This window comes from Sphaerimonospora sp. CA-214678 (genome assembly GCF_050942215.1).
Taxonomy (GTDB): Bacteria; Actinomycetota; Actinomycetes; order Streptosporangiales; family Streptosporangiaceae; genus Sphaerimonospora.
Window position 1 is genome coordinate 5,051,068 of sequence record NZ_CP192056.1, and the last position, 15,639, is coordinate 5,066,706.

The window sequence follows — 15,639 nt, forward strand, 5'->3', positions numbered from 1 at the left end:
CTGCATCATCCTCAGGTCGTGCATGCCGGATCAGGCCGCCTTCAACGTGCGGAGCGCGGCCAGCTCCGCATCGGTCGGCGGCGCGGTGACCGCCACATCGCCGGCGGTCTTCAGCGGCCAGCCGGTCGCGGCGCGTACCTGGTCGATCGTGACGCCGGGGTGCAGGTCGGTCAGCACCAGCTCGGCGGTCAGCGGGTCGGGACGCATGACGCCGAGGTCGGTGATGACCGCGACCGGGCCGCGTCCGCGCAGGCCGAGCCGTTCGCGATCGCCGCGTCCTGCGCCGTGACCGACCGAGGTGACGAAGTCGAGCCGGTCGACGAAGTTGCGGGTGGAGTGGCGCAGCACGATGAGCACCTCGCCGCAGTTCGCCGCGATCTCGGGCGCTCCGCCGGCGCCGGGCAGCCGGCCGGGCGGCCGGTCCTGGCCGCGGTCGACGAGCGTGGTGTTGATGTTGGCGAAGCGGTCGACCTGGGCCGCGCCGAGGAATCCGACGTCGATCCGTCCGGCCTGCAGCCAGTAGTTGAACATCTCCGGCACCGAGACGACCGCGTCGGCGGTGTCGGCGAGCTCGCCGTCCCCGATGGACAGCGGCAGCCTGGCCGGTTTCGCGCCCACCGCCCCGGACTCGTAGATCAGGACGAGGTCCGGGCGGATCGTACGGCGGGCCAGGTTGGCCGCAGCGCTGGGCAGGCCGATGCCGACGAAGCAGCTCCGCGCGCCGGCCAGTGCCCGTGCCGCGTTGACGGTCATCAGCTCGTCAGAGGTCCAATCGCTCATGGAGCCGCCGCTCATTGAGCCGTTGGGGCCGTCACTCATGGAGCCGTTGGGGCCGTCACTCATGGGGCCGTCACTCCCTCGCTGTCCAGGACGTGCTCGCTGATCCAGGCGGTGAACCTGTCACGATCACGTGCGATCGGGTCCCACGCCTGGTAGAAGTCGTTGTCGCGGACCGAATACCCCGCGGCGTAGGACGGATGGGCTCCGCCCGGCACGTGGGCGACCGCGGTGACCACCCAACCGGGCAGCACGACCCCGCCGGGATGCGGCGTCAGCTCCTCGACGATCTCCTCGACCGTGACGAGCACCCGCCGGGCCGCCAGCGCGGCCTCCTTCTGCACCCCGGTCAGCCCCCACAGCCGCACGTTGCCCTCGTGGTCGGCCTGCTGGGCGTGGATGACGGTCACATCGGGGTTGATCGCTTTGACGGCCGCCAGCTCCTCACCGGTGAAGGGGCACCTCACCGTGGCCACGGTGTCGGTGCGGCCCGCCAGGTCGGTGCCGCGATAACCGCGCAGCACCGCGAACGGCAGGCCGGAGGCGCCCGCCACATAGCGGTTGGCCATCCCGGCGTGGCTGTGCTCGTCCAGCTCCAGCGGTCGCGGCCAGCCATTCTCGACGGCGTCGCGGAAGCGATGCAGCGAGCCGACGCCGGGGTTGCCGCCCCAGGAGAAGATCAGCTTTTTCACCAGGCCGGCGCCGATGAGCTGGTCGTAGATCACATCGGGGGTCATCCGTACCAACGTGAGATCGGTGATGCCCTGGCGGATGACCTCGTGGGCTGCGGCGAACGGGATGAGGTGGGTGAAGCCCTCCATGGCGACGCAGTCGCCGTCGTGGATCAGCTCCGCCACCGCCTCGGACAGGGTGCGGATTTCGGCCATTCCGTCGTCGTCTCTCATCCTCTGGTGGATCGCCCGACCCGGCGGAGGGCCGGATCGGCCACGGTCGTGCTCACGCTCGTACCTGTACGCACTTGCGCTCGCACTTACGGTTACGCTTGTTCGCGGCTTGTTCGCATAGTGAACTCTAGTTCGTTATTGTCGAGGTAAGTTTCGTCCACGGCTGCGCAGGTGTCAACGGCCGCGCTTCGGTGGAAGTGTGTACGGCGCGAGGCCGTAGGGGGAGAACGCGATGTCAGAGGCGACGACCGGCGAGCGGCTGCCGGCGGGCGACCAGCCGAAGGCGGCGGGCGGCCGGTCGAGCACGGCGGACGATCCGCCGAAGGAGGCGGTCGGCCCGCTGATCCGCGGCCTGACCGTGATCCGGCGGCTCGCCCTCGCCGGAGGGCGTCGCACGGTGAGTGATCTGACCCGGGACACCGGCCTCGCGCGATCGACCGTCGATCGGGTGCTCGCCACGCTCGCCCGCCTCGGCTACCTGCGGCCGGCCGGCCGCGACGCGGCGCTCGCCCCGGCGCTGATGGAGCTGGGCAACGCCTACCTGGCCGCGTCACGGCTGCCCGGGCTGCTCGGGCCGTACGCCGACGGGCTCGCCGACGAGCTCGACGAGTCGGTGTCGCTCGCCGTGCCGGACGCCGACGGTGTCCGCTTCGTGCACCAGGTGCCGCGTCGCCGCAGGATGACGGCCACGTTCCGCGTCGGCGACCTGCTCCCCGCCGAGTCCGCGGCGCCGGGAGCCCTGTTCGCCGCCGGCTGGTCCCCCGGCGAGTGGGAGAGCTGGCGCGCCCGGGTGGCCGCCGATCCCGGCCACGCCGGTTTCCCGGTGCTGCCGCCGGATCGGGACGGCGCTCACGGCGCGGACTCGTTCGAGATCCGGGCCGCCCTCGCCCGGCGGGAGGGGTGGTCGGTCGACGACCAGCTGATCGAGCCGGGGCTGATCGCGGTGGCCGTACCGGTGCGCGACGACACCGGGGCCGTGGTCTGCGCGGTGAGCGTGGTCAGCCACACCAGCAGGCACGATGCGGCGTCCCTGCGTGACGCGATGCTGCCGAGGCTGCGCGAGACGGTCGCGGCGATGGAGCACGCGCTCACCGCTCCCCCCGCCGCCGGGCCGGTGGGTGTGGCACGGGCGCCCGTGACCGGGGCCGGTTCGGAGTTCGTCGAGTCCCTCGCCCGTGGCCTGGCCGTACTGACCGCCTTCACGACGGCCGGGATGCCGCTCTCCGCTCTGGCCGAGGCCGCCGGACTGCCCAGGGCGACCGTACGGCGGGCGCTCATCACGCTGACGCACCTGGGCTACGTGGCGGCCGAGGGCAGACTGTTCCGGCTGACGCCGCGAGTGCTCGACCTCGGGTACGCCTGCCTGGCCCGGCTGACGCTCCCCCGGATCGCGGAACCGCACCTGGCCGGACTCGCCGGCGAGGTGCACGACTCGGCGTCGATGGCCATTCTGGCCGAGGACGACATCCGGTACGTCGCACGGGTGCCCGCAGAACGGATCATGAGCGTGGACATCACGGTGGGCACCCGCTTCCCCGCCTACGCGACGTCGATGGGCCGGGTCCTGCTCGCCGGCCTGGGCGATGCCGACCGCTCCGCCTACCTGGCCCGCGCCGACCTGCGCCCGCTGACCCGCCACACGGTGACCTCGCCGGTACGGCTGGCCGCGCTGCTCGACCAGGCGGCGCGGGACGGGTACGCCCTGGTGGACCAGGAGTTGGAGGAGGGACTGCGGTCCGTGGCCGTACCGGTGCGCGACCGCGCCGGCGAGGTCGTCGCGGCCGTCAACGTCTCGACGCACGCCCACCGGCAGGCCGCCGGCCAGACCCGCGAGGCCGTGCTGCCCGCGCTGCGCGAGGCCGCCGCCCGCATCGAGCACGACCTCCACATCGCCACCCGGTTCGCCCGCATCCAGACGGCCTGATCACTCCGGTGCCACACCGATCGATGGCGTCCCCGCGCTGCTCATGCACGCTGCCCTGGTACGGCTCTCACCTCAGGACGTCGGCCGCCCTCCCGGGCTCAGAGACGGGGAGAAGGAGAAGATCATGGCGGCGCAACCTCACGGATCGCCGAGCAGTGGGCGCACCCCGCGGCCGACCGACCGTACGACCGCTCGATCGGCTCGTTACTGGGCACCATGCTCATGCTCCCCGGGTCGACAAGAGATCGTTGTGGGCAGAACGCTCAATTTTTCGAACATGTATTGTCTGTCAGGCCGCCTCCTTGCTTCACTCCTGGTCAATCGGCTTCTTGTCGCCGGACACGCGCCGGCGTACCTGGAGGACAGTCCTTATGCGCGCGTCAACGCTGACCACTCGGTCTCCGAGCGTGGAGTACGACGTGCTCCGGCAGATCGAGGACCGGGTGCTGTGGCTGTCGACGGCGATGGTCCACCACGCGAACCGGGTGCGGCCCAACCCGTCCGGGTTGAAGGTCGGCGGGCATCAGGCCTCGTCTGCGTCACTGGTGTCGATCATGAGCATGCTGTGGTTCAGGCACCTGCGCCCCCAGGACAGGGTGTCGGTGAAGCCGCACGCGTCCCCGGTGCTGCACGCGATCAACTACCTGCTCGGTGAGCTGGACGCGTCCTATCTGACCCGGTTACGGGAGTTCGGCGGCCTGGAGAGCTATCCGAGCAGGATGAAGGACCCGGACCCGGTGGACTACTCGACCGGATCGGTCGGCATCGGCGCCACCGCACCGATCTGGGGGGCGATCGCCCGCCGCTATGTGGACGGCACATTCGGCGGCTCGCACAGGGGACGGCAGTACTCGCTGGTGGGCGACGCCGAGCTCGATGAGGGGGCGGTCTGGGAGGCGATCCTCGACCCCAGCGTGTCGGAGCTGGGAGAGGTCGTCTGGGTGGTCGACCTCAACCGCCAGTCGCTGGACCGCGTCGTGCCGCACCTCGCCGCCGACCGTCTGCGCGGGATGTTCGCCTCCGCCGGATGGCAGGTGCTGACACTGAAGTACGGCGGACTGCTGGAGGAGCTGTTCTCCCAGCCGGGCGGCGGTGCCCTGCGCGCCAGGATCGACGCGATGCCCAATCCGGAATATCAGCGCATGCTGCGCTGCGACGCGGCACAGTTGCGTGAGCGGCTTCCCGGGGACGGCCCCGATGCGGGCACGATCGCGGATCTGATCACCCGGCTCGACGACTCCGCCCTGCTCGCCGCGATCAGGAACCTCGGCGGTCACGACCTCGGCACACTCGACCGCGCCTTCGCCTCCATCGACGACGCCAGGCCCACAGTGATCTTCGCCTACACCATCAAGGGGTACGGCCTGGCGACCGAGGGGCATCCGCAGAACCACTCGTCCCTGTTGACCAATGACCAGATGCGGGAGCTGGCCGAGCGGCTGGGCGTCGATCCGGACGATCCGTGGCGGCGGTTCCCCGACGGCGACGACGCGGCGATCCAGTGTGCGACGGTGGCCGACCGGCTGTGCCGGCAGCCCACGTCGGCGCGGCGGCCTCCGGCCGTACCGACCGACTTCCGCCGCACCCCGTCCGGCACCTCGACCACCCAGGCCGCGCTGGGCCGGGCACTGCTCGACCTGACCCGTGCCGCGCCCGAGGCGGCCCGGCGGGTGGTGACGGTGAGCCCGGACGTCAGCTCGTCGACCAACCTGGGCGGCTGGGTGAACAAGGTCGGGGTGTGGTCGGTCACCGAGCGTCACAACTGGTTCGCCGACGACGCGGAGACCATCCTGCACTGGCGGGAGAGCCCGGCCGGGCAGCACATCGAACTCGGCATCGCCGAGACCAACCTGGTCGGCCTCATCGGGGAGCTGGGCACGACCTGGAGCCGGTGGGGGGAGCCGCTGTTCCCGATCGGGGTGGTCTACGACCCGTTCGTGGGGCGAGCCCTGGAGCCATGGTCGTACGGCATCTACGCGGGCGGCCAGTCGATCCTCGTCGGCACGCCCTCCGGGGTCAGCCTCGCCCCCGAGGGCGGGGCGCATCAGTCGATCATCACGCCGTCCATCGGGATGGAGCAGCCCGGCTGCGTCGCCTACGAACCGGCGTTCGCGATCGACACCGAATGGGTGCTGCTGGCCGGTCTCGCCCGGCTGGGCAGGCCCGACGGCTGCTCCGTCTACCTGCGGCTGTCGACGCGGCCCGTCGACCAGACGCTCGCGGAGGTGCCGGCCGACCCGGCCGCACGCGAACGACGCAGACGCCAGGTGGTGGCGGGCGCTTATCCGCTCCAGCGTACCGAGAGCCCGAAGGTGACCATCGCCGCGATGGGCGCGGTCGTCACGGAGGCCCTGGCCGCGGCCGATCGGCTGGACCGGATGGGCGTCCCCGCCGACGTCGTCTGCGTGACCAGCCCCGACCTGCTCTACCGTGCCCTGCGCGCCCGCCAGGGGCACGAGCGGGCCGAGAGCTGGATCCTCGACCAGGCGTTTCCCGCCGAGCGGGCCGCCCCGCTGGTCACCGTGCTCGACGGCCACCCCCACACGCTGGCCTTCCTGTCCGCCGTCAACCGCGTGCCGATCACCTCGCTGGGAGTGACCGATTTCGGCAGGTCGGGCTCGATCGAGGATGTCTATCGTCACCATCGTCTCGACTCCGGCAGCATCATCCAGGCCGCCCTCGACGTCGCGGGGTGATCGTCGCGCCGCCCACGCCGGACGGACGCATTCGTGCGGCGGTCCGCGCGGCATCGTGGCGAATGAGTACGATCTGGACCCGACGTCCCGGCACGAGCGCACGCACGACCAGGCCGGTCGGGCCATGTCGGCGCCCTGGACGGACGACGGGTCGAGATGAAAGATTCATACTCTTCCCCGGATCTACGGCTGCTCCGCCGAGTTCCGGCGCCAGCTCAGCACCCACGGCCGGACGAGTGGCAGCGACGCGAGACGGGCAGGTGCCTTGACCGGTCCCCGGGGTACGGAGTTGGCTCCACGTGTGGCGGCCCCCGCGGTCGCCGACGCACGCCCATACGGGAGCGATGGAAGTCAGCACTCACGGTGCTAGGTCTTGTTAACGCTAACAGCGTCAGCGAAGGATCTCGGCGATGAACATCCGGCCAGATCGGTCAGGGATGCGACCGGCCACGGCGCTCGCCGGAGAAGCCGCTTCGCCATCGGACCACGCCCAAGGTGAGTGACCACCACATCAGGAGGCGCATGTGAGATACGCGTTTTCACTTTCCAGACGCACGGCCGCCTGGCTCGTCGGCCTTTGCTGTGTCATCGCGTTGCTTCCGGTCACGGCGGCGAGGGCGGACAATCCGATCGTCCAGACCATCTACACCGCCGACCCGGCTCCGCTCGTCCACAACAACCGCGTGTACCTCTACACCGGACATGACGAAGACGGCTCGACATGGTTCACCATGAACGAGTGGCGGGTCTACTCATCGACCGACATGGTGAACTGGACCGACCACGGCTCCCCGCTGAGCGTGGCCAGCTTCAGCTGGGCGAAATCCGACGCCTGGGCCGGCCAGGCCATCTACCGGAACGGCAAGTTCTACTGGTACGTCCCCACCACCAGCCGGGCGAGCGGCCGGATGGCCATCGGCGTGGCCGTCTCCGACAGCCCCACCGGCCCCTTCAAGGACGCCCTGGGCCACCCTCTCGTCGAAAACGGTGAAATCGACCCCACCGTCTTCATCGACGACGACGGGCAGGCCTACCTCTACTGGGGCAACCCCAACCTGTGGTACGTCAAGCTCAACGCCGACATGATTTCCTACTCCGGCAGCCCGACCAAGGTCTCCCTCACCACCGCCGGATTCGGCACCCGCACCGGGGACTCCGACCGCCCCACCCTGTACGAGGAAGGCCCCTGGGTCTACAAGCGGGGCGGCCTGTACTACAACGTCTTCGCGGCCAAATGCTGCTCTGAGTTCATCGCCTACTCCACCGCACCCGGCCCCACCGGGCCGTGGACCTACCGCGGCACGGTCATGCCGACGCAGGGCAGCAGCTTCACCAACCACCCCGGAATCATCGACTACAAGGGCGGTTCGTACTTCTTCTACCACAACGGCGCGCTGCCGGGTGGCGGCGGCTTCACCCGTTCCGTGGCGGTGGAGAAGTTCAACTACCGCACCGACGGCACGATCCCGACGATCAACATGACCACCACCGGGGCGCCCCAGATCGGCACGCTCGACCCCTACGTCCGGCAGGAGGCCGAGACCATCGCCTGGGCGTCCGGCGTGGAGACCGAGCCTTCCAGCGAGGGCGGGATGAACGTCGGATTCATCGAGAACGGCGACTACATCAAGGTCAAGGGCGTCGCCTTCGGCACCGGCGCGAAGACCTTCACCGCGAGGGTCGCCTCGGCGAACAGCGGCGGCAAGATCGAACTCCACCTGGACGGGGTCAACGGCACACTGGTGGGGACATGCAGTGTTTCGGGCACCGGCGGCTGGCAGACCTGGACGAACGTGTCCTGCCCGGTGACCGGCGCGACCGGCACCCACGATCTGTACCTCAAGTTCACCGGCGGAAGCGGCTACCTGTTCAACATGAACTGGTGGCAGTTCACCGGCAGCGGCGACCCGACCCCGACACCCACCCCGACGCCGACACCCACCCCAACGCCCACTCCGACCCCGACCCCGACACCCACCCCGACACCGACACCCACCCCGACACCGACACCGACACCGACACCGAATGACGGCGCCTGCAGCGCGAGCTACCACACCACCAACTCGTGGCCCGGCGGCTACCAGGGCGAGGTCACGGTGACGGCCGGCGGTGCAGCGATCAACGGCTGGACCGTCAAGTGGAACCTGAGCAACGGCCAGACCATCAGCCAGGTCTGGAACGGCTCGCTGAGCACCAGCGGCTCGGCCGTCTCGGTGAGCAACGTCTCCTACAACGGCTCGCTGGGCGCGTCCGCCTCGACGACGTTCGGCTTCACCGCCGGCGGTACGCCGTCGACGCCGTCCCTCACCTGCACGAGCCCGTGAGGACGGTCCCCTGAGGTCGTGCGGCTGACGAGCCGCTTCGGCAGGGCGGCCTTCCGCGGCGGGAAGGTGTTCGCGGAAGGCCGCCCAGACCCTGCCGGTCACCGGCGAAGCGATCGGCAGGGCGGCTCATCGAACCTGCCATCGTGGGAGCACGAACGTGCCGAGGCCGGTAGCCGTACAGCCTGCGAGCCAAGGCCGGTAGCCGTACGGGCCGGCAAGGACCGCTCGGCCCGGTACCGGCCTTCACTCCCAGCGGGCGAAGCGCCGCCGGCGTCAGCGGCCGCGGTCCCGGCAACGGCACGGCCGGCGGACCGTACCCGATGAGAAACGCAGCGTGACCGCGTAACACATGTGGGACCGCGGTGCGCGTCGATCCGCCCCCCGCTGGGTAGTGGTGGCCGGATGAGGGCTGTGTCTGGTGTGATCGGTCGGGTGAAGCAGCGGATCGCCGCCGTCAAGGAGTGGGGCCGGAAGTTCGTCGAGCGGGAGCGGTTCCGCCACCTGTGGGTCGACCATCTCATCCGGACCGTGCAGCGCTACCACGTGCGCAGGGGCGATCGACTGGCGGGCGCGCTGACCTATTTCGCTTTCCTGTCGTTCTTCCCGCTGCTGGCGCTGGCGTTCGCCCTGTTCGGCTTCATCGTGACGTTCCATCCCGATGCGCTGGCGACCTTGATCAAGGCGATCAACGCGCAGCTCCCCGGCCTCGCCGAGCACCTGCACATCGACCAGCTCTCCGGCGCCCGGGCCCGCGCGGGCGTCATCGGCCTGCTGGGCCTGCTGTACGCCGGGCTCGGCGCGATCGACGCGCTGCGCACCGCGCTGCGCGACATCTGGATGACCAGCCGCCCCGAGCCGAGCTTCCTCGTCGCCAAGCTGCGCGATCTGGTCACGCTCGTGCTGCTCGGGTTGATCATGCTGGTCTCGGTCGTCGTCAGCGGTTTCGCCACCGGCGCGACCGGGACCGTGGCCGGCTGGGTCGGCCTGGAGGACTCTGTGCTCGCGGAGTTCACGGTACGGCTCGCAGGGGCCGGCGCCTCCCTGCTCGCCGACTTGTCGATCTTCATCGTCATCCTGGGCTGGCTGGCCAGGGCGCGGCCGTTCCGGGTCGCGTTCAAAGGGGCCCTGCTCGGTGCGGCCGGTTTCGGGCTGCTCAAGCAGCTCGCGGCGCTGATCCTGTCGGGGACGCTGCACAATCCCATCTACGGAACGTTCGCCGTGATCGCGGGGCTGCTGCTGTGGATCAACCTGTCCGCCCGGGTGATCCTCTACACCGCCGCCTGGACGGCCACGGCGACGCTCGGCCCGCCACCCGAGCCCACGCCGGTGCCCGTCGCCGGAGTGCCGGGCGACATCTGACTCCACCTCAGGACCCGGACGTCAAGCGATCACGCTCCCCCGGCGCCGAGGCGCGCCTCGGCGCCGGTCCGCCGGCACGGGCCGGACGTGAACGACTCGTGTTCTGTCCCCGGGAAGGGTGGCCGCATACTGGTTGAGGCGCCCCCGGCCTGCGGTGGAAGGAGTCTGGTCAGTTGGCACGGCTATCACCTCACCCGGCCGCACCGGAAAGCGGCGGCACCCCGGATCTCGGCGAGCTACTCGGCCGGGAGCTCAGCACGGCCGTGGTGATGTTCCACGAGGCGGTCGCGGCCCGCCGCGGCCTCACCGCCACCGAGAACAAGGCTCTCGACCTGTTGGCCCGCCGCGGCCCGGTCACCTCGGGCGATCTCGCCCGGGAACTCGGCCTCACGCCCGGCGCGGTCACCGGCCTGGTGGACCGCCTCGCCCGCGCGGGGTACGCCCAGCGTCTTCCCGACGCCGCCGACCGGCGCAAGACCCTGGTCGCCGCCGATGTGGACCGGCTCAACGCCGAGATGCGACCCGTCTTCGCACCGCTCAGAGAGGCCGTGGAGAAACTGGCGGACGGCTTCACCGCTGCCGAGCTCGCCACGATCGAGCACTTCGTCACCGAGGTGGCCGCCATCATGCGCGACCAGACCGCCCGCCTTGTGGAGGAGAGCAGGACCTGAGCGAGTGACTTGCCGCGCAATAGTTTAGCGGGCTAAACTTTTTAGCATGCTGAACTATTGCGGAGTCATCCATGGCCGCCGCGGCTGAGGCGTCCGTCCGCGCGACGCTCTCGCGTCTCGCCGACGCGTGGGGCGGGGGCGACCCGGACCACTACGCCGCCCTGTTCACCGAAGACGCCGACTACACCGCCTTCGACGGCACCCGTATGGCGGGCCGGCAGGCGATCGCCGACGGACACCGGGCACTGTTCGCCGGCATCATGCGCGGCTCGCGCATGACCATGCCGGAGCCGAACGTCCGGTTCGTCACCCCCGATGTCGCCGTCGTGTGCGCGCTGGGCGGCATCATCATGCGCTGGCAACGCGGCCGCACCCGGCCCTCCACCAAGCGCCTCTCGTCGGTCACGTTCGTCCTGGTACGTCATGACGGCACCTGGCTGGTGACCGCGTTCCAGAACACCCGCTACCGGCCCTGGTCGCAGACCCTCATGGGACGGCTGATGGCCCTGACCTCACGGGGAGGAGACCGGTGAACATCACCGTGATCGGCTCGACCGGACGCACCGGCCGGCAGGTGCTCGCAGAAGGCCTGCGCCGCGGCCATCAGATCACCGCGTTCACCCGCCGGCCGCGATGCCTGCCGGCGGTACCGGCCCCGACGAGGGTCGTCACCGGCGACGGACGCGACCCCGACGCGGTAAGGGAAGCCCTCGCCGGCGCGGACGCGGTCATCGCGGTGGTCGCCGCGGCGGACCGTAAGGGCCCCCACCACACCGCGGCCGTGGCCCGTGTCCTCACCGGCGTCATGGCCGAAACCGGTGTGCGCCGGCTCGCCATCACCAGCGCGTACCCGATAGTCGGCGATCGGCCCCGCCTGCCCATGGCACTGCTGCGGTGGATGCTCGCCGACGCCTACGCGGACACCGCCCAGATGGAGGAGGTCGTCTCCGCCACCGACCTGGACTGGACGATCGTACGGCTGACCCGCCTGATCGACAAGCCCGCCCGTGGCGGGGTGCACATCAGCCGCGGCCTGCTGGACCGCCCCGGCACCCTCACCCGCGCCGACGTCGCCGCGACCCTGCTCGACACAGTGGAAGGCGACACGTACGCACGCACCGCCATCAACATCACCGGCTAACCCCCTCCCCTTGCCGTGATCTTGCGAATTCTCGCACGCACTCCCCTCGACCTGCGCGAGCCAACTTCGTGATCTTGCAGTTTCTCGCAGGCAACCCGTCCGACCTGCGCCTACACGTTGCGCGATCTTGCAGTCAACAGCGCAAGATCACGGGCACTGTTTTCGCAGCTCAGAGGAAAGGTCTGCGAGAAACTGCAAGATCACGAACATGAAATCCCTGCTCACGGCAGCACCTGCGAGCATTCGCAAGATCGCGGCCGCGCTCGCCGACCAGGAGGCTGATCAAGGTGCTCTTGCCGGCGCCGTCGGGCCCCAGCAGGCCGACGATCTCCCCGGCATGAACCCGTAAGTAGACACCGGCATAGGCCGGGGCGTACCGCCGGCTGACTTGATCGGCCGCAGCCACGACGAGCTGGTCCTTTTGCTTCCTCTTGGCGATTCTCTGTCTTATGTTTGCGTTTGCTAGATCTGTCCGAATATGGGAGGCACCGTATGCGCCTGCGAAGGCGTGTGGCTCCGTTGGTCGCGATGGCCACGATGGCGGGGATCGGCCTGATCGGCGCGCCGACGGCGTTCGCCAATGACACTGTCAAGATCGACATTCTCGGGATCAACGACTTCCACGGCAGGCTGACGGCGAACGGCCAGGAAGCGGGAGCCGCGGCGCTGGCGACCGCGGTCAAGGAGATGCGGGCGGAAAACCCCAACACCATCTTCGCCGCGGCGGGGGACCTGATCGGTGCCTCGACGTTCACCTCGTTCATCCAGCAGGACAACCCGACCATCGACGCGCTCAACGCGGCCGGCCTCGAGGTCAGCGCGGTCGGCAACCACGAGTTCGACCGGGGCTACGACGACCTGATGAACCGGGTCATCCCGCGGGCCACGTGGGAATACATCGGTGCCAACGTGAGGGTCAAGGAGGAACTCCGAGACAGATATCGGGAGCTGACCCCGGCCTTGGTCAAGGAGGTCGACGGGGTCAAGGTCGGTTTCGTCGGCGCGGTGACCGAGCACCTCGACGAACTCGTCACTCCCGCGGGCATCTCCATGCTCGACATCCTGGACATCCCGCGCGCGGTCAACGAGGTCGCCGGCGAGCTGAAGGCCAGGGAGGGGGCCGACATCGTCGTGCTGCTCGTCCACGAGGGTGCGGCCACCACGGCGTACGAATCGGCGGTCGACCCGGCGAGCGACTTCGGCAAGATCGTGAACGGGGTCGACAAGAACTTCGACGCAATCATCTCCGGCCACACCCACCTGTCCTACGACCATGAAATCCCGGTCAAGGAGTGGCAGGACGAGCAACGTCCGGTGACCGTGCGCCCGGTCGTGTCGGCGGGACAGTACGGCTACAACCTCAACAAGATCACGTTCACGTACGACAGGACCAAGAAGCAGGCGGTCGACGTCGACTCAGAGATCGTCCCGCTGACGGAGAGGCAGGCGGACGGCTCGTGGAAGCCTCTTTATGGCCCCGATCCGACGGTCAAGGGCATAGTGGACGACGCCGTCGAGGTGGCCGACCGGGATGGCGCGCGGAAGCTCGGTGAGATCACCGCGGACTTCAACCGGGCCCGCCAGTCCAACGGCACGACCGAGAACCGCGGCGGCGAGTCGACCCTGGGCAACCTCGTCGCCGACGCGCAGCTCGCGGGTGCTCGCACCACCGACCCGGCCACCGAGATCGCTTTCATGAACCCGGGCGGGCTCCGTACGGACATGAGGTATCGGGCCGAAGGCAGGGAAGACGGCGCCGTCACCTACAAGGAGGCGGCCGAGGTCCAGCCGTTCGCCAACACCCTGGTCACGATGACCCTGACCGGTGCGCAGATCGTCCAGGTGCTCGAGGAGCAGTGGCAGCCCGAGGGGGCCAGCCGTCCCTTCCTCAAGCTCGGCGTGTCCAAGGGGCTCTTCTACACCTACGATCCGACCGCGCCCAAGGGCCGGCACATCACCTCGGTCACCCTCGGCGGAAAGCCGCTGGACCCGGCCAGGTCCTACCGCGTGGTCGTGAACTCGTTCCTCGCCTCGGGAGGGGACAACTTCGGCACCCTGAACGAAGGGGCGGACAAGCGGGACACCGGCCAGGTCGACCTGCAGTCCATGGTCGCCTACCTGGGCGAGCACTCCCCCGTCGCTCCGGACAACGCGCAGCGCGCGGTCGGCGTGCGGTTCGACGCGCCGTCGGGTGGCTTCAAGGTCGGTGACCCGGTGACGGTCGGCCTGTCGTCGCTGCTGTTCAGCACCGGCGAGCCGAAGGACGAGAAGGTCACGGCCATGTTCGCCGGCCAGGAGGTCGGCACGTTCGCCGTCGACGCCACGGCCGATGCGAGCACCGACAACACCGACGAGGTCGGCCGTACGACCGTCGAGTTCGCGGTGCCCGCCGCCCCCGCGCAGGCGGGAACGACGAGCGCGGACCTCGTCGTCACCGGCACGACCACCGGCACGGCGGTCACCGTGGCGATTCCGCTGGCCGCCGACACCGGGCCCACCTGCACGGTCACGATCACCGGCCGCCACGCCGGCCCCCTCGTCGTGGGTTCCGGCGTCACCTGCCTAAGCGACGGAGCGGCGGTCTCCGGACCGGTGACCGTTGGGAAGGGCGCGAGCCTCTACGCGACCGGCGCCAAGGTCAGCGGGCCGATCAGCGCGTCGAAGGCCGCCGATGTCTCGCTGAACCGGGCGACCGTCAACGGTCCGGTGACGGTCAACGGCGCCACCGGCAAGCTCACCATCCTGGACTCCACGGTGAGTGGTCCGGTCAGCTTGACCGACAACCGGGTGGCCGGCCCGCCGATCGTGTCGGGCAACCGGATCAGCGGGCCGTTGAGCTGCAGCGGAAACTCCCCTGCGCCGACCGACAACGGCAAGGCGAACACCGTGTCCGGTCCCAGGACCGGGCAGTGCGCGGGGCTTTGACCCACAAGCCATATCAGGGGCGGTGGAGTGGACGAACGTTCTGCGCCACCGCCCCTTGCCCCTTCAGGCATCGCGCACTCATGGCACCACTCACTCGGGGGCCGCAGCACCACCGACGAGAAGAGGGACAGGATGCGTTTGAGGCGGCGCAGTGCGCCATTCGTCGCCATCGCCACCGCCGCGGTCATGGCGGTGACCGGTCTGGTCTCCGTGCCCGCGGCGGCCGAAGAATTCACCCCGTTCATCAGCGAGATCCACTACGACAACGTCGGCGCCGACGAAGGCGAGGCGGTGGAGATCGAGGCACCGCCCGGATTCGATCTGACCGGCTGGAAGATCGTCCGCTGTAACGGCAACGTGGCCGACGCGGCCGTCGTCTACACGTCGCCGGACACGATCAACGGCGCGAGCGAGAACCTGTCCGGCAAAGTGCCGGCCGCCGGGGTCGTGGTTGTCGAGTAAGCCCAGAATGGCCTGCAGAACGGGCCGCGGGACGGCATCGCTCTGGTCGATCCGGACGGGCAGGTCATCGAGCTCATCTCCTACGATGGCGTGTTCACCGCGTCCAATGGTCCGGCCGCGGGGATGACCTCGACCGACATCGGCGTCAAGGAATCCAGCAGGTGCCGGGCCTCTCGGTACGCCGTGCGCCGGGCCTCTCGTTCGCCTTGTGAGGGGTAGCCGAGAGGCCCGGCACCGCCCGCTGGCGGCGGGCATGGTGCTGGCGGTGGCCACGCCGCTGGTCGCGGCCGCCAGCACCTCGATCTGGCAACTGGCGGCCGCGCGCTTCCTGGGCGGGTTGGCGGGCGGGATGGTGACGGTGTCGATCAACACCGCCATCGGACAGGCTTACCCCGAACACCTGCGGCCGCGCGCTCTGGCGGGGCCCTGAGGACCTGTTGGGTGCCTGGCAGTCG

The 15,639-nt window shown here is 69.8% G+C and carries 12 protein-coding genes and 1 pseudogene; 10 read left to right on the forward strand and 3 right to left on the reverse strand.

From position 1 onward, the window contains the following. Positions 1-30: 30 nt before the first annotated feature. On the reverse strand, positions 31-780 hold the full coding sequence (locus ACQP1K_RS22620; RefSeq protein WP_433497699.1) for a CoA-transferase subunit beta: 750 nt from the start codon (positions 778-780) through the stop codon (positions 31-33). 59 nt (positions 781-839) lie between these two features. Then, on the reverse strand, positions 840-1,682 hold the full coding sequence (locus ACQP1K_RS22625) for a CoA transferase subunit A (protein ID WP_433497700.1): 843 nt from the start codon (positions 1,680-1,682) through the stop codon (positions 840-842). Positions 1,683-1,914: 232 nt separating this feature from the next. Here ACQP1K_RS22625 and ACQP1K_RS22630 point away from each other — a divergent pair, with 232 nt between their 5' ends. The 7 genes from ACQP1K_RS22630 to ACQP1K_RS22660 all read left to right on the forward strand — a co-directional run bounded on the left by ACQP1K_RS22630 (position 1,915) and on the right by ACQP1K_RS22660 (position 11,797). Next, positions 1,915-3,606, forward strand: coding sequence for an IclR family transcriptional regulator domain-containing protein (locus tag ACQP1K_RS22630; protein WP_433497701.1), 1,692 nt, complete (start codon positions 1,915-1,917; stop codon positions 3,604-3,606). A 371-nt stretch (positions 3,607-3,977) separates the two neighbouring features. Next, on the forward strand, positions 3,978-6,302 hold the full coding sequence (locus ACQP1K_RS22635) for a transketolase-like TK C-terminal-containing protein (protein WP_433497702.1): 2,325 nt from the start codon (positions 3,978-3,980) through the stop codon (positions 6,300-6,302). Between the two features lie 524 nt (positions 6,303-6,826). Next, positions 6,827-8,626 (forward strand): family 43 glycosylhydrolase, encoded by a 1,800-nt coding sequence (locus ACQP1K_RS22640; protein WP_433497703.1) that lies wholly within the window; start codon positions 6,827-6,829, stop codon positions 8,624-8,626. 432 nt (positions 8,627-9,058) lie between these two features. Next, the gene (locus ACQP1K_RS22645) at positions 9,059-9,985 is read left to right on the forward strand and encodes a YihY/virulence factor BrkB family protein (RefSeq protein ID WP_433497704.1); all 927 of its coding nucleotides are present in this window, start codon (positions 9,059-9,061) and stop codon (positions 9,983-9,985) included. Between the two features lie 173 nt (positions 9,986-10,158). After that, on the forward strand, positions 10,159-10,656 hold the full coding sequence (locus tag ACQP1K_RS22650) for a MarR family winged helix-turn-helix transcriptional regulator (protein WP_433497705.1): 498 nt from the start codon (positions 10,159-10,161) through the stop codon (positions 10,654-10,656). Between the two features lie 71 nt (positions 10,657-10,727). Beyond that, positions 10,728-11,189 (forward strand): SgcJ/EcaC family oxidoreductase, encoded by a 462-nt coding sequence (locus ACQP1K_RS22655; protein ID WP_433497706.1) that lies wholly within the window; start codon positions 10,728-10,730, stop codon positions 11,187-11,189. Further along, positions 11,186-11,797 carry an NAD(P)-dependent oxidoreductase gene (locus ACQP1K_RS22660; protein WP_433497707.1) on the forward strand — a complete coding sequence of 204 codons (612 nt, stop codon included), beginning with the start codon at positions 11,186-11,188 and terminating at the stop codon, positions 11,795-11,797. Before ACQP1K_RS22655 ends, ACQP1K_RS22660 begins: the two co-directional genes overlap by 4 nt. A gap of 169 nt (positions 11,798-11,966) precedes the next feature. Here the strand turns inward: ACQP1K_RS22660 and ACQP1K_RS22665 are convergent, their stop codons facing one another. Next, a complete protein-coding gene (locus tag ACQP1K_RS22665; protein ID WP_433497708.1) occupies positions 11,967-12,203 on the reverse strand; it encodes an ATP-binding cassette domain-containing protein in 237 nt (78 codons plus the stop codon). Positions 12,204-12,307: 104 nt separating this feature from the next. On the opposite strand from ACQP1K_RS22665, the gene ACQP1K_RS22670 reads away from it, so the two are divergent. The 3 genes and pseudogenes from ACQP1K_RS22670 to ACQP1K_RS22680 form a co-directional block, all read left to right on the forward strand. Next, on the forward strand, positions 12,308-14,722 hold the full coding sequence (locus ACQP1K_RS22670) for a bifunctional metallophosphatase/5'-nucleotidase (protein WP_433497709.1): 2,415 nt from the start codon (positions 12,308-12,310) through the stop codon (positions 14,720-14,722). Between the two features lie 132 nt (positions 14,723-14,854). Beyond that, on the forward strand, positions 14,855-15,184 hold the full coding sequence (locus tag ACQP1K_RS22675; RefSeq protein ID WP_433497710.1) for a hypothetical protein: 330 nt from the start codon (positions 14,855-14,857) through the stop codon (positions 15,182-15,184). Between the two features lie 187 nt (positions 15,185-15,371). After that, positions 15,372-15,614, forward strand: a pseudogene (locus tag ACQP1K_RS22680) (MFS transporter); the annotation flags it as partial. Positions 15,615-15,639: the final 25 nt, after the last annotated feature.